Below are 18,994 nucleotides of genomic sequence, written 5' to 3'. Positions count from 1 at the left end.
TCCGATCGTCGGCGCTGGTCAGCGGGCTTCTCCGGGGCGACGAGAGCGCCCGGTGCCGCGGTCCGCCCCGGGCGCCGACCGCGGCTCCGGTGCGGTGTCCGACGCTATACGGGAGGCCCGCCCGCCTGGGTGGCGGCCGCGATGTCCGCGGCGAGCCCGGACAGCTCGGCGGCGTCCACAGCCGAGATCGTCACCCTGATCCCCGGCCCGGACTCCAGGCGGAAGCGCCGGCCGGGCGCCACCGCCCAGCCGCGCGCGTGCAGGGCGGTCACCGTGGCGGCCTCGTCCTCGACCGGGACCCACACGTTGACGCCGCTGCGGCCCCGGCCGCCGACGCCGTGGTCGGCCAGGCGGGCGACGAGCGCTTCGCGCCGCTCGTCGTAGGAGCGGGCGGTGCGCGCCCAGTCGACGGCGCCGGTGCGCCACAGCTCAGAGAACGCCTCCTGCAGCACGGTGCTGACCCAGCCCGGACCGGCCTGCTGCTGTGCCCGCACCCGCTCGACGGTCACCGCGTCGCCCGTGAGCAGGGCCAGGCGCAGGTCCGGCCCGTAGGTCTTGGCCACCGACCGCACCAGTGCCCACCGCCGGGTTGCGCCGACCAGGCTGCGAAAGGGCGCGCTGACGAACCCGAAGCCGTGGTCGTCGTCGACGGTGAGCACGTCGGGATGATCGGAGAGCACCGCGCGCAGCGCCGCCGCTCGCTGCGGGCTCAGCGCCGAGCCGAAGGGGTTCTGCGCGCGGTCGGTGACCACCACCGCGCGGGCGCCGCTGCGCAGCGCGGCCGCCAACGCGTCGGGCAGCATCCCCTCGTCGTCGATCGCCGCGGGCACCGGCCGGATGCCCAGCGCGGTCAGCAGGTTCAGCGTGCTCGACCACCCGGGGTCCTCCACGACGGCGCTGTCGCCGGGCCGCAGCGAGGAGCGCAGCACCCGGTCGATGGCGTCGAGTGCTCCTGAGGTGGCCGCGAGGCGCTCCGCGGGCACGCCGTCGGCTTCGAAGATCTCGCGGGCCGTGTGCGCGATCCGCGGGAGCAGCGGCGGGTCGCCGTACAGGGCGTGGCGGCCCGAGCGGTGCCCGGCGACCGCGGCCAGAGCGCCGGAGAGGTCGGGGAGCAGGCGCGGATCGGGGTTGCCGGTCGCGGCGTCGCGGACGCCCGGCGGCACGGTCCCCGGCTCGCTCTCCCGCGGGGCGCCGAGCGGGTGCGGGCGCACGTGCGTGCCCCTGCGGCCGGCGGTCTCCACCAGTCCGCGCTCGCGCAGCATGCGGTAGGCGGCCGCGACTGTGTTCGGATTCACACCCAGTTCGCCGGCGAGATCGCGGATCGGAGGGAGCGCGGCACCGGCGCGGAGTTCGCCGTCGGCGATCGCTCGCTCGGCGCTGTCGGCGATCTCGTTGGATCGGCGTCCGGTGATGCCCATGCCCGCATTATCCAGTAACGAAGGCGGTTCCAGCGCGCTCGTGCACGCCGCCGGACGGCCGAGCCGGCGCCGCCCGAGGCCCACCGCGGCCCGCCTGATCGGGCCGCCTCGGCGGGGGTGTCGGCGAGTGGGGAGAGAAGTATAGCCTATCGGGAATTCAGCATTGTTTCCCGGTCGCCCTTTCTTTTTTCGGGGTGCGTCTTGCGCAATGCGTTGCGTAGTGCGATTCGTTGCCCGTGGGACAATGGCTGTGGGTGCCCGCAGAGCCTCGGTGGGCCGCTGTGCTGCGACGATGACCCCGGGTGAATTTTTCCCGGCTGACCTGCGAAGACACCTGAAAAATGGTCTTCGCCACTTGAACTATGGTGGGGGTCATGGCTTTCAATGTATATGCGCGAAGTTTGACCCTCGGCGTCGTGTGTGTCTGGTGAGAGGGTTTTTCGAGTGTGAGGAGTCGAACAATTAAAGGACAGGATCAGCAGCATTTTGGTGACGACCCGCTGGCCGTTCGCGACACCGACCACTACAAAGCCGAGTACGTGACGGGGTTCGTCGACAAGTGGGACGAGCTGATCGACTGGAAGCGTCGGTGGGCCAGCGAAGGCAACTTCTTCGTCGAGCAGCTCAAGGCCCGCGGGGTCGAGAAGGTCCTCGACGTGGCCACCGGCACCGGCTTCCACTCCGTCCGCCTGCTCGAAGAGGACTTCGAGACCGTCAGTGCCGACGGCAGTGCGGAGATGCTGGCCAAGGCGTTCGCCAACGGCCAGAGCTACGGCGGCCACATCCTGCGCGTCGTGCAAGCCGATTGGCGCTACCTCAACAGGGACGTCCACGGCACCTACGACGCCATCATCTGCCTGGGCAACTCGTTCACGCACCTCTTCTCGGAGCGTGACCGCCGCAAGGCGCTGGCCGAGTTCTATGCGATGCTCAAGCACGACGGCGTGCTCATCCTCGACCAGCGCAACTACGACGCCCTGCTCGACGGGCAGTACGGGAACAGCCACACCTACTACTACTGCGGCGAAGAGGTCTCGGCCGAGCCGGACCACGTGGACGAGGGCCTGGCGCGCTTCGTCTACCGCTTCCCCGACAAGTCGCAGTACTACCTCAACATGTTCCCGCTGCGGAAGAACTACGTGCGGCGGCTGATGCGCGAGGTGGGCTTCCAGCGGGTCGACACCTACGGCGACTTCCAGGAGACCTACCAGGCCGACGAGCCGGACTTCTTCATCCACATCGCGGAGAAGGCCTACCGCGCCGACGACGAGCTGGCCGAGGGCTACTCGTCGGCGGTGCAGACGGCGCGGGACTACTACAACTCGTCCGACGCCGACACCTTCTACCACACGATCTGGGGCGGAACCGACATCCACGTCGGCCTCTACGAGTCCGACCAGGACGACATCGGCGAGGCCAGCGTGCGCACCGTCGAGCGGATGGCCGGCAAGGTCGACACCATCACCCCCGACACCAAGATCATCGACATCGGCGCCGGCTACGGGGGCTCCGCCCGGTACCTGGCCCGCACCTACGGCTGCCACGTGACCTGCCTCAACCTGAGCGAGGTGGAGAACGAGCGCAACCGGGAGAAGAACCGCGCCGAGGGCCTGGAGCACCTCATCGACGTGATCGACGGTTCGTTCGAGGACGTCCCGGTCCAGGACAACGGCTTCGACGTCGTCTGGTCCCAGGACGCCTTCCTGCACAGCGGGGACCGCATCCGCGTCATGGAGGAGGTCGCCCGGATCATCCGGCCCGGCGGCCACTTCGTCTTCACCGACCCCATGGCCACGGACAACGCCGACCGGGAGGCGCTCAAGCCCATCCTCAAGCGGCTGCACCTGGACACCATGGGTACGCCCGGGTTCTACGACCGGGAAGCCGCACGGCTGAGCCTGCGCAAGGTCGAGTTCGACGACCTCAGTCAACAGCTGCCCAACCACTACGGCCGCGTGCTCGCCGAGACCGAGCGCCGCGAGCCGGAGCTGAGCGGCGAGATCAGCCAGGAGTACCTGGAGCACATGAAGACCGGGCTGCGCAACTGGGTCAACGGCGGCCGGTCCGGCTCTCTCGCCTGGGGGATCCTGCACTACCGCGCCTGATATCCCCGGCGACTCACCAGCGGCCCCGCGGCCCTGCGACCGCGGGGCCGCTGGTGTCTCGCGTGCCGCGGCGGCGTGTGGGCGGCGGACCATCGGGTATGCGGCTGGCAGAACACCGCTGCGATCCGGGAGCGGTTTCCTCCGGAGCCGGATGCGGGTAGCCGAGCGGCGGGCACGCCGCGCCGCGGCCGGCGTCTGCGTCTGCGTCTGGTGCGCCGCCGACCGGCGGAGGCGGACCGCGCCCGGTAGGAGGAGGAGCGCGAGATGGACGGCACGTCGCAGAAGCTGTGGGTGGTCGTAGGCGTCGACGGCTCCGACTCCAGCCGCTACGCGCTGGAGTGGTCGGCCAACCAGGCGGCGACGCGCGGGCGCGGTCTGACCATCGTCACCGCTGTGGGGCCGCCCGACGCCGCGGGTGCCTTCCGCGAGATCGTGCCGCGCGGCGGCGAGCAGGAGACCGACGACCGCCTGCGCGACGCCCAGGCGCTGCTGGAGTACGCCCAGGACTGGATCCTGCGGCTGTTCCCCGAGCTTTCGGTGCGCACCCGCATGCCCACCGCGCGCGCCGCCGATGCGCTGCTGGACGAGGCCAAGCAGCCCGACACCTCCGCGGTGGTCGTCGGATCGCGGGGGCTGGGCGGACTGGCGTCGGCGTTCGTGGGCTCGGTGGGCATCGAGCTGGCCGCGCACTCCCCGGTGCCGGTTGTGGTGCTGCCGAAGAAGCACGAGTCCGCGCACGGGGTCAAGGGCCGCATCGTCGCCGGTGTGGACGGCTCGGAGTCCAGCCGCCGGGCGGTGGAGTTCGCCTTCGCCCAGGCTGCCTGGACCGAGAGCGAACTGGTGGCCGTGTGCGCATGGCAGCCCATGGCCGCGTTCGTGTCGGCGATGGGGCCGGTGCCGCCCGAAGCCTTCGACGACGAGGCCGTGGAGGCCACGGCCCGGCGCACCGCCGAGGCCGAACTGGAGGAGATGCGCGAGCAGCACCCGAACGTCTCCGTCGACCTGCGTACGGTGCGTGCGCACCCGGTGGTGGCGATCCTGGACGAGGCCACGCCCGCCGACCTGGTCGTGGTCGGCACCCGGGGGCGCGGCGGGTTCCGGGGCCTGCTGCTGGGATCGGTCAGCCAGTCCGTCCTGCACGGCGCGCACGGACCGGTGGCGGTGGTGCGCTGAGCGCGGAGCCGGTGGCGGGCCGGGCGTGTCCCCGACCGCGGGGGCTTTTCGGGCGAGTGGGGTTTGGAGGCGCTCTCCGGGGCCACGGGTAGCCGGGCCCGCGGAGGTTGCGGCGATGGGCATTGCCGCGCGAAGCGCTGACGCCAGCCTGCCGCCGAGCGCACGCCGTGCTTTCCCACGGGAGTCCCGCCGCCGCGCACCGGTACCGTGCGCCTGCGTCACGCCTCGGGGACCCAACACTTGACGGGCGGGCGCGGATCGCGGTTGACTCGTCGAACCGACCAGTTGGTATCCGGGTTCGGGAGTCGAGTCTGCGGAGGCGGCCAGTGAGAGCGTTGCGCGTGCACGAGAACGGGGAACCCGGAGAGGTTCTGCGGCTGGAAGACGTGGAGACTCCCGCCCCCGGCCCCGGGCAGGTGCTGGTACGGGTCCGCGCCGCCGCGGTCAACTTCCCCGACGCCCTGCTGTGCCGCGGCATGTATCAGGCGAAGCCGCCGCTGCCCTTCACCCCGGGCGTCGAGCTGTGCGGCGAGGTCGCCGAGCTGGGCGAGGGCGTCTCCGGCGTCGAGCCCGGCACCCGGGTGATCGGCAGCGCCGACCTGCCCACCGGTGCCTTCGCCGACTACGCGCTGATGAGCGCGGACACCGTCTACCCGGCGCCCGCCTCGCTTACCGACGACGAGGCCGCCTCGCTGTTCATCGGCTACCAGACCGGCTGGTTCGCCCTGCACCGGCGCGCACACCTGCGCGAAGGCGAGACGGTCCTGGTGCACGCCGCCGCGGGCGGGGTCGGCAGCGCCGCGGTGCAGCTCGCCAAGGCCGCCGGCGCCCGCGTCGTGGGTGTCGTCGGCGGGCCCCGCAAGGCCGAGACCGCCACCGCCCTCGGCGCCGACGTGGTCGTGGACCGCCGCAGCGAGGACTTCGTCGCGGTGGTCAAGGAGTACACCGGCGGCCGCGGTGCCGACGTCGTCTTCGACCCGGTCGGCGGTGACGCCTACGAGCGCTCCACCAAGTGCATCGCCTTCGAGGGCCGGATCGTGGTCATCGGCTTCGCGAGCGGGTCGATCCCCACTCCCGGCCTGAACCACGCGCTGATCAAGAACTACTCCATTCTCGGCCTGCACTGGGGGCTCTACCGCCAGCGTGCGCCCGAGACGATCCCCGAGGCCCACGACCGCCTCACCGAGCTCGCCGACCGGGGGCTGGTCAAGCCGCTGGTCAGCGAGCGGATCGGGCCCGCCGAGCTGGCCGCCGGGGTGCAGCGGCTCGCCGACGGCGACACGGTCGGCCGGCTCGTGTTCACCCCCTGAGCCCGTCCGGCCCCTCAGCCGGTCATCCGGTCCCCGCCCGGCGCCGGTTGCGCCCGCCCCACCCCCTCCCACGTCCGCAAAAGGAGCCCCCAATGGCCGAACCCTTCTCCATTCCGGGGACGACCGCCGTCGTCACCGGCGCCGCAGGCGGCATCGGCTGGGCTCTGGCCCAGCGGCTGCTGCGCGAGGGCGCGGCGCGCGTGGTGATCACCGACCTCGACGCCGAGCGCGCCGCCGCGGCGGCCGAGCGGCTGGGCGAGCGTGCCCGCGCCATGGCCTTCGACGTCTCCGACGAGGCAGCCGTCGCCGACGCCGTCGGCCGCATCGAGCAGGACTACGGGCCGGTGGACCTGTGGTGCTCCAACGCCGGGATAGCTGCGGGACGCGGTCTCGGGGAGGACTCCGACTGGGACGTCTCGTGGCGGGTGCACGTCATGGCCCACGTCTACGCCGCAAGGGCGCTCTTCCCGCGCATGGCCGAGCGCGGCCGCGGCCACTTCCTCGTCACCGCCTCGGCGGCGGGCCTGCTCACTCAGCTGGACTCGGCGCCCTACACCGCCACCAAGCACGGCGCGGTCGCGCTGGCCGAATGGCTGGCCATCCGGCACGCCGACGACGGCATCTCGGTGGCGTGCCTGTGCCCGCAGGGCGTCAACACCGACATGACCGCGGGCGACGGCGGCACGTCGGCCACCCGGCTGGGCGGCGACTACATCGAGCCGGGCGACGTCGCCGAGTCCGTCGTCGCGGCGTTGCACGCCGGCCGGTTCCTGGTTCTGCCGCACCCCGAGGCGGCCGACTTCGAGCAGCGCCGCGCCGCGGACCGCGACCGGTGGATCGAGGGCATGCGCCGCGCCTGGGCCAAGATCCGCCCCGGCGCCGCCGCGGGCAACTGAAAGGGGCGATCATGGACTTCGGCTACGACGACACCACGCGGGACTACCTGGAGCGCCTGCGGGCGTTCATGGACGAGCGCATCATCCCGGCCGAGCCCGTCTACACCGAGCAGGCGGCCCGGCGCAGCGACCCCTGGTCGCAGCCGCCGGTGATCGGGGAGCTGCAGGCCGAGGCGCGCGAGCGCGGCCTGTGGAACCTCTTCCTGCCCGACTCCGCTTACGGTGCCGGGCTGACCAACCTGCAGTACGCGCCGCTGGCCGAGATGACCGGCCGTTCGCCCGGCCTCGCGCCGAGCGCCCTCAACTGCGCCGCCCCCGACACCGGGAACATGGAGATCCTGGCCATGTTCGGCACCGAGGAGCAGCGCAAGCGGTGGCTGGAGCCGCTGCTCCAAGCCGAGATCCGGTCGGGCTTCTGCATGACCGAACCCGACGTGGCCTCCTCCGACGCCTCCAACATCGGGCTGAGCATCACCGCCGACGGCGGCGACTACGTGCTCAACGGGCGCAAGTGGTGGACCTCGGGCGCCCTGAGTCCCGCCTGCGCACTGCTCATCGTCATGGGCGTGACCGACCCCGGAGCCGAGCCCTACCGCCGGCAGAGCATGGTCCTGGTGCCCACGGACACCCAGGGAGTCGAGGTCGGCCGCGGACTGCCGGTCTTCGGCTACACCGACGGCACCAAGGGCGGGCACGCCGAGGTCACGTTCACCGACGTCCGGGTGCCCCGGGACAACATCCTGCTGGGCGAAGGCGAGGGCTTCCGCATCGCCCAGGAACGGCTCGGACCCGGCCGCATCCACCACTGCATGCGCGCCATCGGGGTGGCCGAGCGCGCCCTGGAACTGATGTGCGCCCGCGCCGCCGAGCGCGTCGCGTTCGGCAAGCCGCTGGCCGAGCAGGGCGTGGTGCGCGAGTCGATCGCGCGGGCCCGGGTGCGCATCGAGCAGGCGCGGCTGCTCGTACTGAAGACCGCCTGGCTGATGGATACCGTCGGCAACAAGGGCGCGCGCACGGAGATCTCGGCGATCAAGGCCGAGGTTCCGCAGATGGTTCAGCAGGTGCTCGACGACGCGATCCAGGTGCACGGCGGCGCCGGCGTCTCCGACGACTTCCCGCTTGCGCACCTGTGGGCGGCGAACCGGACGCTGCGGCTGGCCGACGGGCCCGACGAGGTGCACCTGCGCTCCATCGCCCGACGCGAGCTGCGCCCCTACTTGGCAGACCGAAAGTCCTGATCCAGCACGACCGGAACAGGGTGCCGCTGCTTTCGACACGCCGCCGCCACGGCCCGCGCCGCACCCCGTCAACGCCCGCCCAACCCCCGGTGCAGACGGGATCGGGGGCTGGCGCGGCCGCCCAAATCCCCGCCAATTCCGGTGAATACTTTCGTGAAGTCGCCTCCGGAGAGCGCTTGCGCGGATACGTTCGGTGTCGGGGTGTGTCCGCCGCGAAAGGGGGAGGGCGCCCCGCGGTGCGTACGGACCGGGCGGGACGACGGAAGGGGTTGCGACCGTGAGTGCTCCCACTGCGACGCGGCTGTGTCTGCTCGGCGGTGCCGCCGCACTGCTGGCGGTCTCCGGATGCGGCGCCGAACTCCCCGGCGGCATCGACGGCACCGCCGAGCTGCCCGGCGCGGACGCGTCCGAGACCGCCTCGGCCACGCTCAGCGTCGCCGAGGACACGGCGGCGGGGACGGTGGTCACCGACGACGACGGCTACACCCTCTACTCCTACACCGGCGACAGCGCCGAGCCCTCGCTGTCGATGTGCACCGGCGACTGCGCCGAGCAGTGGCCCCCGGCTCTGGTGCGGGGCCGGGCGTCCACAGAGGAGATCGACCACAGCCTCGTCGGCCGGCTGGAGCGTGCCGACGGCGCGACGCAGCTCACGCTGGCCGGCTGGCCGCTGTACCGCTTCTCCGGCGACGTCGACCCCGGTGACGTCAACGGCCAGGGGGCCAACGGGACCTGGTTCGCCATGAAGCCGACGGGGACCCGCGCCGACGCCCTGCCCCACGGCCGGCAGACGGGTACCGGCGGCCCGAAGGGGTATTACTAGTCCGACGCCGCGCCGAGCCTGGCGCCAGGGACAGACTCGACGCCGAAAGTGTCCCTGAAGCAAGACTCGGTGCGGGGCAGAGCGCCAGGGCCGCACGGTACTCCAGTGGTGTGACGCGAATCATGGGCGTGGCCGCGCGGGTGCGGAGGCGACGCCGCGGGCCGCCGCGGGCCCGTGCATCGGCAAGCGCTTTCCGATATCGGCGGCCGACGGTCTCCGCCTGCGGGGCGCGATAGTAGTCCGGGCTTCTCATCAGGACGAACGCCGCGGCGCCGAGTGAGTGAGCGTGCGGCCGCGGAGCGCGCGCAGTTCTCCATCCCGCGTCCGCGCCCGCGTGCCGCCGAGCCCGCTGCCGCGCCTCGGCGGCGGCGCGCCCGGCGTGCGGGCGACACGCCGCGGCCGTCGTCCGCCGTGGTGTGATTCCAGGTGGGGCGGGGCCTGTGTGCGGGAATAAACCATTGGTCTAAACCAGCTGTCTAGGCCAACTGGCCTGATCGGCGAGGTGTCGACGATGATGCGGACTTGACGCTGACGAAGGAGCCGCTGTGTCGCAACAAGTGACTGGCCCGGATGTGGCCCCCACGGACCACAAGGAACTGATCGAATGGGTTCGCGAGGTCGCGGGCCTGGCCCGGCCCGACCAGGTCGTGTGGTGCGACGGCTCGGACGCCGAGTGGGAGCGCCTCACCGGTCTATTGGTCGAGCAGGGCACGTTCGTCCGCCTCAACCCCGAACTGCGGCCGAACAGCTTCTACTGCCGGTCGGATCCGAGCGACGTCGCGCGGGTCGAGGACCGGACGTTCATCTGCTCCGAGCGCGAGCAGGACGCCGGACCCACCAACAACTGGGTCGACCCCGCCGAGATGCGGGCGACCTTCGCCGACATCTTCGACGGCTGCATGCGCGGCCGCACCATGTACGTCGTCCCCTTCTGCATGGGACCGCTGGGCGGCAACATCTCCCAGCTGGGTGTGGAGATCACCGACTCGCCCTACGTCGTGGTCTCGATGCGCATCATGGCCCGCATGGGCGAGCCCGCTCTGCGGCTGATCGAGCAGCGCGGGTCGTTCGTCAAGGCCGTGCACTCGGTCGGCGCGCCGCTGGAGCCGGGCCAGGCCGACGTGCCCTGGCCGTGCAACAGCACCAAGTACATCTCGCACTTCCCGGAGACGCGCGAGATCTGGTCGTTCGGCTCCGGCTACGGCGGCAACGCGCTGCTGGGAAAGAAGTGCTACGCGCTGCGCATCGCCTCGGTGATGGCGCGCGACGAGGGCTGGCTCGCCGAGCACATGCTGGTGCTCAAGGTGACCCCGCCCCGGGGCGAGCCGCGCTACATCGCCGCGGCCTTCCCCAGCGCGTGCGGCAAGACCAACCTCGCGATGCTGGCGCCGACGATCCCCGGCTGGAAGGTCGAGACGATCGGCGACGACATCGCCTGGATGCGCCACGACGACGAAGGCCGCCTGCGCGCCATCAACCCCGAGGCCGGGTTCTTCGGCGTCGCCCCGGGCACCGGCGAGAAGACCAACCTCAACGCCGTCCGCGCACTGTGGGGCAACAGCATCTTCACCAACGTCGCGCTCACCGACGACGGCGACGTGTGGTGGGAGGGCCTCACCGAGGAGCCCCCGGCCCACCTCGTCGACTGGAAGGGCCGCGACTGGACGCCGGACTCGGACGAGCCCGCCGCCCACCCCAACGCGCGCTTCACCACGCCGGCCGACCAGGCGCCCACCATCGCCCCCGAATGGGAGGACCCGGCCGGGGTGCCGATCTCTGCCATCCTGTTCGGCGGCCGCCGCGCGACGGCCGTGCCGCTGGTCGACGAGTCCTTCGACTGGCAGCACGGCGTGTTCCTGGGCGCCAACGTCGCCTCGGAGAAGACGGCGGCGGCCGAGGGCACGGTCGGCGAGCTGCGCCGCGACCCCTTCGCCATGCTTCCGTTCTGCGGCTACAACATGGGCGACTACTTCGGCCACTGGCTGGAGGTGGGCCGCGCCACCGACCCGGAGAAGCTGCCGCGCATCTTCTACGTCAACTGGTTCCGCAAGGACGACGAGGGCCGCATCGTCTGGCCGGGCTTCGGCGAGAACAGCCGCGTCCTCAAGTGGATCGTGCAGCGCCTCAACGGCGAGGCGGACGCCCGGCGCACGCCCATCGGCAACGTGCCTACGCCGGAGTCGCTGGACACCGACGACCTGGACATCTCGCGCGAGGACCTGGAGTTCCTGCTGTCGGTCGATCCGCAGACCTGGCGCGAAGAGGCGTCGCTGATCCCGGAGTTCTTCAAGACCTTCGGCGACCAGCTGCCCGACGAGCTGTGGGACGAGTACAACGGACTGCTGAACCGGCTGCGCTGACACGGCCCGCATTACCGCACCCGGCGGCCCGTCCGGGCCGCCGGTGCGGTCTCCGGTGGACGGCCGTCGTCAGCCGCAGCCGTCTGTCGCCGGGAGGCCCCGTAGGCGCACAGCCGCACACCAGGGGTGGGACCTCTCGGAAGACAGCGGGAGCCGCCTCGGCCGCCTCGGTCGATCGGGCCCGGACGCCGCGGCCGCCGTCCGCGCACAAGGGCGCGGACGGCGGCCGGTCGTCCGATTCACCGCGTCCCGCTATTCGGAGCCGGGCTCGGAGCTCGGCGGCTCCTCGTCCTCCTCCAGCTCGACGCGTTCCTTGCGCCGCTCGCCGTGCACCGCCTGGTCCTCGGTGACCTCGTGCTTGCGGACGCGCACCCGCTCCACGGGAACCGACTCCTTGGAGACCGTGGCGTGCTCCTCGTGCAGCGTGATCTCCTGGTCCTCGGGCTCCATCCGCGTGTCGCCCATCTCCGCGGACTCCACGGGCTCGCGTTCGACGGTGACCTCCTCGTGCGTCACGGGCACCGTCTCCTGGAACTCCTCGGTGTCGACGTGCTTGCGCAGGTGGAGGTGTTCGCCCTCGTCGCGCTCGGCACCGACGTGCACCTGCTCCTCGGAGCGTGTCATCGAGGCTTCCTCGCCGCCGGCGCCGGCGGCGGTCGCGCCCGTCTCGGCGGCCGTACCCGATTCGGCGGTCGTGCCTGTTCCGGTCGGCGTCGCCGTGTCCGGTTGGGCGCTCATCGCACCTGCGCCGGCGGCCGCATGGCGGCCACTGCCGCCCTCCTCGGCCTCCCGCAGGTCCTCCTGGCTGCCGCGCGGCCCCGGGACCCCCGGATAGGGCATGTCGTAGTGCTGGTAGATGCTCCGCTCCTCCTCGACGGAGATGTGCTGGCCAACGTCGAAATGCGGCGCGTCCTTGATCGTCTGCTTGTCATGGGGAACCTGCACGCCCTGTTCCACGGTGCGGGATCCCTGCAGCGGCACGAAGCTCTCGTGGCTGCCGAAGAGTCCGGTGCGTACCGTCACCCACTTCGGTACGTCGGTTTCGTCGTCGTAGTAGACCTGACCGATCTTTCCGACGTTGCTGCCGTCGCTGTCCAGCATGCGGTGGCCGACCAGACCACTCGCTCCCATTTGCGTCGTCATGGCGGAATCACCCCCCGAATCGCTGCGTCGCCGACGGCACGCTCGGTCCAGCGTGTCTGCATCGGCAACCGACCCCTATCCGCCTGACCAGCTACGACTCGGGCATTGCGGAAGTGTTTGCGCACTTTGGACGTGCCGTTGAAGCCTCAGGCGGCAGCCTCCGGCCGCTGGGTCGAGAGGGCGCGCCATTCCGGAAGCCGTGCTGAGGTGACAAGTCAGCTTGACAATCCATCGTGGTGTAAAGCACGCTTGTCATATGCGAAGTGACGTCAGGGATCTGCGGGCCGGGGCCGGGCTGTCACAGGGGGCGCTGGCGGAGATCCTCGGTGTCTCACGGCAGACGGTCAACGCGATCGAGACCGGCCGCTACGATCCCTCACTCTCGCTCGCGGTCCGGATCGCCCGCCATTTCGAACTGTCAGTCGAGGAGGTCTTCCATGTCGACGATTAAGACCCGGGCGAAGCGCATGTGGCTGGTGGTCGCCGTCGCCGTCGCAGCGGTCCCCGCCTTCGCTCTCGTGGTCTACGCCGGCCACTCCAACTGGGTCATGACGACGATCGTCACGGCGGTGGTCTGCCTCGGACTCTGGGGCGTTCTCCGGGTGCATCTGCGCCCGGAGGAGGCCACTGACAGCCAGCGCGCGGAATCGGGGAGCTTTCTGGATGAGCGGGACCGCTCGATCTCCATGGCGGCCTTCGCCATCATGGGCGGGATCGCCCTGGTGTTCAGTCTGATCGGCGTTTACTCGACGCTGCTGTTCGGGATGGACGCGCAGTTCTTCGTGACCACGCAGTTCCTGATGCTGATGGTGGCGTACCCCCTGGCGATCCGATACTTCGCCAAACGTCGGTAGGTCCCACTCGGCGAGTCCGTCTCCAGGCGCGCCGAGGGTGTCCTCGGAGTCATGCTCGGCGCCGAATGTGACGCTGCGGGACGGATTCGGCGCCGAATCCGTCCCTGCAGACAGACTCGGCGCGGCTTGGCCCGACGATCTTGTACTCGTAGCCAAGGAATGTGTTTTCCTATGACCACAGGAGTGAGATCAGCGCCGTATGAACCGGCATACCGGGCATATTGGCGCCGGTTGGTCGGGCCGCTGCCGCCGCACCTACGTGCGTCTCGTGGCCCCGACCCGGTCGCATGGCTGTCGCCGCCTGCCCCGCATCGAGCCTCGTCTCCGCCCCGCCGGGTGCTCCACCGGCGAGCACCCGGTCCGTCTGGCGCGGGCCTGTTCCTCCGCCGTCCTCGGCGCCGCTTTAGACCACCCATCAACCCGGCAGACCAACACGGCCGCACAGCAGACCGGCGTTTTCGAACACGGCTCAGCGTCGCGGATCGGTCCCCGCTGTGCCGGCTGTGGCTGCGGCGCCGTGGTGCAGGCCGTCGATGAGCAGGTCGACCATGCGCAGGGACCGGTCCGAGCCGTCGCCGCCGGTGGCCATGCACAGGTTGCTCACCGCGTGCAGCAGTTCCATCGGGTCGACGTCGCCGCGGACCTCCCCGGCGGCCGATGCGGACTCCAGTAGTGAGCCGAGGGCGGGGCGCAGGTGCGCCTCGAAGTGAGCGGGAAGGGCGTCGAAGGCGGGATCCCCGGAATGCAGGGCCGCGGCCAGGCCCCGCTTGGTCGCCACGAATTCGGTGAAGCGGCGCAGCCAGCGCGCCAGCGCCTCGCCGGGCGGGTGCGCGGCCGCCAACTCGGGCGCGGCCGCGGCGCAGGCGTCCACCTCGTGCCGGAAGACGGCCACCACCAGGTCCGAGCGCTGCGGGAAGTGCCGGTAGAGGGTGCCGACACCGACCCCGGCCCGCGCGGCGATCTCCCGCACCGGCGCGTCCACACCCGATTCGGCGAAGACCGCCTTGGCCGCCTCGCGTACCGCGTCGATGTTGCGCTGTGCGTCGGCCCGCACCCGGCGCCCGCCGCCCGGCGCCTGCGCCGCCGATATCTCGGCGGTGCCGCTGCGCCCGTTGTGGTGTTCGCCCATGCCGCTCCCTCGAACTTGCTAAGCGGAACATTGTTCCGTATATTTAGCGGAGCGTTGTTCCGCTTGGTTTCATCGTACGTCACTCCGGCGGAACCGCCCATACGCTCACCACCACTGGAGGCACGGCCATGCAGTACCGCACGCTGGGCCGCACCGGAATCAAGGTCAGCCCTTACGCCCTGGGCGCCATGATGTTCGGGGCCATCGGCAACCCGGACCACGACGACTCGACCCGGATTATCCACAAGGCCCTGGACGCCGGGATCAACTTCATCGATACCGCCGATGCGTACTCGCAGGGGGAGTCGGAGGAGATCGTCGGTAAGGCCGTCAAGGGCCGCCGCGACAGCGTCGTGCTCGCCACCAAGGCGGGCCTGCCCATGGGAGCGCGCGACGGCGGGAGCGACCCCAACCGGCAGGGCGCCTCGCCGCGCTGGCTGGTGCGCGCCCTCGACGACTCGCTGCGCCGGCTGCAGACCGACCACGTCGACCTGTTCCAGATTCACCGGCCCGATCCGGAGACCGACATCGAGGAGACCCTCTCCGCTCTCACCGACCTGGTACGCGCGGGCAAGATCCGGGCGTTCGGCACCTCGTCCCTGCCTCCCTCAGAGATGGTCGAGGCGCAGTGGGTCGCCGAACGGCGCGGTCTGCAGCGCTTCCGGACCGAGCAGCCGCCGTACTCGATCCTCAACCGGGGGATCGAACGCGAGGTGCTGCCTATCGCCCAGCGCTGCGGGATGGGCACGCTCGTCTGGAGTCCGCTGGCCGGCGGCATGCTCACCGGCCGCTACCGCAAGGGCGAGACGGCGGACACCCACCGGTCCCAGTACGGGTTCAACCACCTGCGCGACGAGCGCCGCCTCGACGCAGTCGAGGCCCTCCTCCCCGTCGCCGAAGAGGCCGGGATGCCGCTGACGCACCTGGCGATGGCTTTCGCGATCGCCCACCCGGGTGTGACCTCGGCGATTGCCGGGCCGCGCACGATGGGCCACCTCGACGACCTGCTCGCCGGCGCCGAGGTCACCCTCGACGACAAGATGCTCGACCGGATCGACGAGATCGTCCCGCCCGGGACCGATGTCAGCAAGCTCGACATGGAGTACATGCCTCCGGCCATCCGGCACACGTCCCGGTACCGCCGCCCTTCGGCGGAACGCGCCGCTGCCTGACGCGGATGCCTCGCCACTCGGCGCCGGTGGTTACGGCCGCCGGCGCCGAGTAGCGCGCGGATTACATATGCCAGGGTCATCGGTGGCCGCCGGGCGGCGCGCCGAGCCCGGCTCCAGGGACAGTCTCGACGCCGAAAGTGTCCTTGAAGTAAGACTCGGCGGGGCTCGGGCGGGCGGGGCCGGAGACCGCACGCGCGAGTCGACCAGGTCGGTAGGCGAGCAGACAACCGGGCTCCCCTCCCTTGCGGTAGGGGAGCCCGGCCCCGGGCGAGTGCCGTGCGGGCCTACCGGTGGCGCTTGGTCAGCGAGAAGTCGCTGATCCGCAGGTCACCGTCGAACACCAGGTACACGTCCCGGTGCTTGCCGCCGGTGCGGCGCAGATCCGTCTCGATCTCCTCGTACTCGTACTTGCCGTCCGTGCTCGGGACCTCCGCCGTGCCCAGCAGGCGGCCGTCGGGCGAACCCAGCCGGATCTGCAGACCGGTCTCACCCTCCTTCTCCCGAGCGGTCTGGGCGGTGAAGCCCTTCAGGTGCCGCAGGTCGGAGCCGTCGAAGGCGATCCAGTCGCCCGCCGAGCCCTCCACGGACATGCCCTTCACCTTGCTCTCGTCGACGATCTCCACGCCGTCGGAGTAGCGGTCGAAGTCGGCCGCCCGGGTGTCCTCGGACAGGTCCCGGGGCGGGATGCGGTCACCGCGGACGCGCAGGCGCGTCTCGCGCCGGATGTCGTCGGAGGCGGAACCGACCAGCACGTCGTGGCTCGCGCGCTCCACGACCATCCGCTGCCGGGTCACGTCCCAGAACGCCAGGTCCGCCGCCTCGATCTGCAGCTCCACTGTGACCGTCTCACCGGCCTCGATGTGCACCCGCTCGAAGTCGCGCAGCTCCTTGTTCGGCTGCTCCACCCGTGAGCGGTTCTGGTGGGTGTAGAGCTGCACCACCTCGTCGCCGTCGCGTTCGCCGGTGTTGGTCACCGGAACCCGCACGGTCACGCTGCCGTCCTCGTCGATCTTGCGCCGGTCCAGCTGCGGGCGCCCGTACTCGAACTCCGTGTAGGACAGCCCGTGCCCGAACGCGTACAGCGGATCGCCCTCGAAGTACTGGTAGGTGTGGCCCGAGTCGATGATGTCGTAGTTGCTCATCTTCGGCAGGTCCTCGGTCGAGCGGTACCAGGTCTGCGGCAGCCGGCCCGCCGGGTTGGTGTCGCCGAACAGCACCGAGGCGAGCGCGTTGCCGGTCTCCTGCCCGGCGTGGGACGTCCACAGCATCGCCGGGACGTTCTTCTGCGCCCACGGCACCGCCTGCGGATAACTCGACTCCAGCACGACGACGGTGTTCGGGTTCGCCTCGGTCACCGCCTGGATCAGCTCCCGCTGCGTCTTCGGCAGCGCGATGTCCTCCCGGTCATCGGTCTCGCGCGCGTTGATGAAGGGCATGTTGCCCACGACGACCACGGCCGCGTCCTTGCCCGCAGCCGCTTCGGCGGCGGCTTCGGTGCCGTCGGACAGCGTCTCCACCTCGAACTCCGCCGCCTGCTCGGGGGTGTCGGCGTCGACCGTGAGCGCGCCGTCCTCGCCGATGGACACGTACTTCTGGTTCCAGGTGTCGTAGCCGTCGTACTTCAGCACCACCCGGCCGTCGCCGACCTCCTCGAAGCGGAACAGCTGCTGGACGAACCAGCCGTTGGGCTGCTCCTGGTCGTTGTACAGCCGGTTGCCCTCGCCGAGCCCGACGACCTTGCCGTTGGCCTCGGTGCGCAGCGTGACCACGCCTTGCCCCCACTCGAAGACGCTGACGGCCTGGTCCGCGCTGTCGCCGCCCTCGGCGACACGCAGCACGCCGCCGTCCTCGGCGGCGGAGGCCGTCACCGCCCGGCCGTCCGGCGTGGTCAGCCGGACGCGGTCGGCGCCCTCGGACGTGGCGACCGAGCCGCCGTCGCCCAGGCGCTCGGCGATTCCCTCGGCCGGGGTGACCTCGTAGGGCATCGTGCCGCTGTACCAGTCCTCGTACAGCGTTTCGGCGAGCGGGCCGACGACCGCGACTTCGCTGTCCTCGCCGGCGTCCAACGGCAGCGTGCCGTCGTTCTTCAGCAGCGTCATCTGTTCGGCGGCCGCCTCGCGCGCCAGCTTGCGGTGCTCGGGGGAGTCGATGGCCTCGGGCGTGATGTCGTCGTAGGGGTTGAGCGAGTCCGGGTCGAACTCGCCCAGCCGGAAGCGGATGGACAGGCTGTGCCCCACCGCCCGGTCGATGTCGGCCTCGGTGATCAGCCCCTGCTCCAGCGCCGAGGTCACCGCGTCGATCGTCAGCGAGGAGTCGGTGGCCTGGTCGGTGAAGCTGTCGATGCCAGCCTTGAGCATCGCCGCGTGCGACTGCGGATGGGACTCGTAGTAGTTCTGGGTGTTGACCACGTTGGACGGCCCGTAGGCGTCGCTGACGATCATGGGCTCGCGCTCGCTCCACGACCGCACTTCGTCAAGCAGCGGGGAGACGTGCGCCGGACGCCCGTTGATCAGGTTGTAGGCGGCCATCACCCCGGTCGCGTCGCCCGACTCGATGGCCGGGCGGAACGCCGGGTAGACGTATTCGTGCAGCGTGCGCGGGGGAACGGTGACCGAGATCTGATCGCGCTTGGCCTCGATGTTGTAGCCGGCGAAGTGCTTCAGCGTCGGCGCGGTCTTCAGGTAGAAGTCGTCGTCGCCGCTCAGTCCGTCGGTGTACGCCTTGGCCATGGTGCCTGTCAGTCCGGCGTCCTCGGAGTAGCCCTCCTCGTTGCGGCCCCACCGGGGGTCGCGCAGCGGGTCGGCCACCGGTGCCCACACGTTGAGCCCGTGGGCCGCGGGGTCCTGGGCGTGGAACCCGCGCATTTCGGTGCCGACGGCGTCGCCGATGCGCTCCAGCAGGTCGGGGTTCCACGTGCCGCCCAGGCCGACCGACTGCGGGAACACGGTGGCCTCGCCCAGCCACGCGACGCCGTGCAGCGCCTCGGTTCCGGTGCGGAACGCGCCGATGTCCAACCGCGGGATCGCCGGCTGGTACTGGTGCAGCATCGCGATCTTCTCGTCGCGTGTGAGCCGCCCCAGCAGGTCGGCGACGCGCTCGTCGACGGACAGGTCGGGGTCGCGGAAGGGCAGGTCGTCGGCCGAGGCGGGTGCGGCGGCGGCCGTGCCCGCGGCGACCGCGGCCGCCAGCGCGACCACGGTGCCCCGCCGCAGGCCGGCGGCCGACCGCCGCAGCGCGGACCGCAGGCCCGCGCCCGCACGCACGGCGAGAGAGGTGGGTGGGGGAGAGGAGGAGGCTGGGGGTGGCGGATGGGGGATGCTCGGTTTCACCGTGCTACCTCGATTCGTTGTCGGCGTGTTTCTCCTGGTGGGCT

The 18,994-nt window shown here is 71.1% G+C and carries 14 protein-coding genes; 10 read left to right on the top strand and 4 right to left on the bottom strand.

All coding sequences use genetic code 11. The features are described from left to right. Positions 1 to 104: 104 nt before the first annotated feature. Positions 105 to 1,418, bottom strand: coding sequence for an aminotransferase class I/II-fold pyridoxal phosphate-dependent enzyme (locus EKD16_RS20235; protein WP_131100319.1), 1,314 nt, complete (start codon positions 1,416 to 1,418; stop codon positions 105 to 107). 446 nt (positions 1,419 to 1,864) lie between these two features. Between EKD16_RS20235 and EKD16_RS20230 the strand changes: the two genes are divergently transcribed. From EKD16_RS20230 to EKD16_RS20200, 7 genes are all read left to right on the top strand, one after another. Next, on the top strand, positions 1,865 to 3,523 hold the full coding sequence (locus tag EKD16_RS20230; RefSeq protein WP_131100317.1) for a glycine/sarcosine N-methyltransferase: 1,659 nt from the start codon (positions 1,865 to 1,867) through the stop codon (positions 3,521 to 3,523). Between the two features lie 264 nt (positions 3,524 to 3,787). After that, the gene (locus tag EKD16_RS20225; RefSeq protein WP_131100314.1) at positions 3,788 to 4,696 is read left to right on the top strand and encodes a universal stress protein; all 909 of its coding nucleotides are present in this window, start codon (positions 3,788 to 3,790) and stop codon (positions 4,694 to 4,696) included. A gap of 326 nt (positions 4,697 to 5,022) precedes the next feature. Then, positions 5,023 to 6,006, top strand: coding sequence for an NADPH:quinone oxidoreductase family protein (locus EKD16_RS20220; protein WP_131100311.1), 984 nt, complete (start codon positions 5,023 to 5,025; stop codon positions 6,004 to 6,006). A gap of 92 nt (positions 6,007 to 6,098) precedes the next feature. Continuing rightward, a complete protein-coding gene (locus EKD16_RS20215; RefSeq protein WP_131100307.1) occupies positions 6,099 to 6,902 on the top strand; it encodes an SDR family oxidoreductase in 804 nt (267 codons plus the stop codon). Positions 6,903 to 6,913: 11 nt separating this feature from the next. Next, positions 6,914 to 8,140, top strand: a complete 1,227-nt coding sequence (locus EKD16_RS20210; protein ID WP_131100304.1) for an acyl-CoA dehydrogenase family protein — start codon at positions 6,914 to 6,916, stop codon at positions 8,138 to 8,140. Between the two features lie 277 nt (positions 8,141 to 8,417). Further along, a complete protein-coding gene (locus EKD16_RS20205) occupies positions 8,418 to 8,963 on the top strand; it encodes a hypothetical protein (RefSeq protein ID WP_131100302.1) in 546 nt (181 codons plus the stop codon). Between the two features lie 545 nt (positions 8,964 to 9,508). Beyond that, positions 9,509 to 11,323 carry a phosphoenolpyruvate carboxykinase (GTP) gene (locus EKD16_RS20200; protein ID WP_131100299.1) on the top strand — a complete coding sequence of 605 codons (1,815 nt, stop codon included), beginning with the start codon at positions 9,509 to 9,511 and terminating at the stop codon, positions 11,321 to 11,323. 252 nt (positions 11,324 to 11,575) lie between these two features. Here EKD16_RS20200 and EKD16_RS20195 read toward each other — a convergent pair whose 3' ends face one another. Next, a complete protein-coding gene (locus EKD16_RS20195) occupies positions 11,576 to 12,466 on the bottom strand; it encodes a YsnF/AvaK domain-containing protein (protein ID WP_131100296.1) in 891 nt (296 codons plus the stop codon). Positions 12,467 to 12,722: 256 nt separating this feature from the next. Here EKD16_RS20195 and EKD16_RS20190 point away from each other — a divergent pair, with 256 nt between their 5' ends. Then, on the top strand, positions 12,723 to 12,917 hold the full coding sequence (locus tag EKD16_RS20190) for a helix-turn-helix transcriptional regulator (protein ID WP_131100294.1): 195 nt from the start codon (positions 12,723 to 12,725) through the stop codon (positions 12,915 to 12,917). After that, entirely contained in the window at positions 12,904 to 13,320 is a 417-nt protein-coding gene (locus tag EKD16_RS20185) for a hypothetical protein (protein ID WP_131100291.1), read from the top strand. Before EKD16_RS20190 ends, EKD16_RS20185 begins: the two co-directional genes overlap by 14 nt. A 469-nt stretch (positions 13,321 to 13,789) precedes the next feature. Here the strand turns inward: EKD16_RS20185 and EKD16_RS20180 are convergent, their stop codons facing one another. After that, positions 13,790 to 14,449: a TetR/AcrR family transcriptional regulator gene (locus EKD16_RS20180; RefSeq protein ID WP_131100288.1), complete on the bottom strand. Its 660-nt coding sequence runs from the start codon at positions 14,447 to 14,449 to the stop codon at positions 13,790 to 13,792. Between the two features lie 128 nt (positions 14,450 to 14,577). Between EKD16_RS20180 and EKD16_RS20175 the strand changes: the two genes are divergently transcribed. Continuing rightward, complete coding sequence (locus EKD16_RS20175) at positions 14,578 to 15,621, top strand: aldo/keto reductase (protein WP_131100285.1); 1,044 nt, start codon at positions 14,578 to 14,580, stop codon at positions 15,619 to 15,621. A 284-nt stretch (positions 15,622 to 15,905) separates the two neighbouring features. Here the strand turns inward: EKD16_RS20175 and EKD16_RS20170 are convergent, their stop codons facing one another. Further along, positions 15,906 to 18,884 (bottom strand): glycoside hydrolase family 3 protein, encoded by a 2,979-nt coding sequence (locus EKD16_RS20170; RefSeq protein WP_242677083.1) that lies wholly within the window; start codon positions 18,882 to 18,884, stop codon positions 15,906 to 15,908. Positions 18,885 to 18,994: the final 110 nt, after the last annotated feature.

Origin of the sequence: Streptomonospora litoralis (assembly GCF_004323735.1) — a bacterium.
Taxonomy (GTDB): Bacteria; Actinomycetota; Actinomycetes; order Streptosporangiales; family Streptosporangiaceae; genus Streptomonospora; species Streptomonospora litoralis.
Note: the sequence above shows the minus strand (reverse complement) of the source record. Positions and strands in the feature narration are given on the sequence as shown.

What these genes read in the sequence shown, in the direction of transcription:
- EKD16_RS20185 (WP_131100291.1), top strand. Translation starts at nt 12,904, where the DNA reads ATGTCGACGATTAAGACCCGGGCGAAGCGCATGTGGCTGGTGGTCGCC.
- EKD16_RS20175 (WP_131100285.1), top strand. Translation starts at nt 14,578, where the DNA reads ATGCAGTACCGCACGCTGGGCCGCACCGGAATCAAGGTCAGCCCTTAC.
- EKD16_RS20190 (WP_131100294.1), top strand. Translation starts at nt 12,723, where the DNA reads ATGCGAAGTGACGTCAGGGATCTGCGGGCCGGGGCCGGGCTGTCACAG.
- EKD16_RS20195 (WP_131100296.1), bottom strand. Translation starts at nt 12,466, where the DNA reads ATGACGACGCAAATGGGAGCGAGTGGTCTGGTCGGCCACCGCATGCTG.
- EKD16_RS20215 (WP_131100307.1), top strand. Translation starts at nt 6,099, where the DNA reads ATGGCCGAACCCTTCTCCATTCCGGGGACGACCGCCGTCGTCACCGGC.
- EKD16_RS20210 (WP_131100304.1), top strand. Translation starts at nt 6,914, where the DNA reads ATGGACTTCGGCTACGACGACACCACGCGGGACTACCTGGAGCGCCTG.
- EKD16_RS20225 (WP_131100314.1), top strand. Translation starts at nt 3,788, where the DNA reads ATGGACGGCACGTCGCAGAAGCTGTGGGTGGTCGTAGGCGTCGACGGC.
- EKD16_RS20235 (WP_131100319.1), bottom strand. Translation starts at nt 1,418, where the DNA reads ATGGGCATCACCGGACGCCGATCCAACGAGATCGCCGACAGCGCCGAG.
- EKD16_RS20180 (WP_131100288.1), bottom strand. Translation starts at nt 14,449, where the DNA reads ATGGGCGAACACCACAACGGGCGCAGCGGCACCGCCGAGATATCGGCG.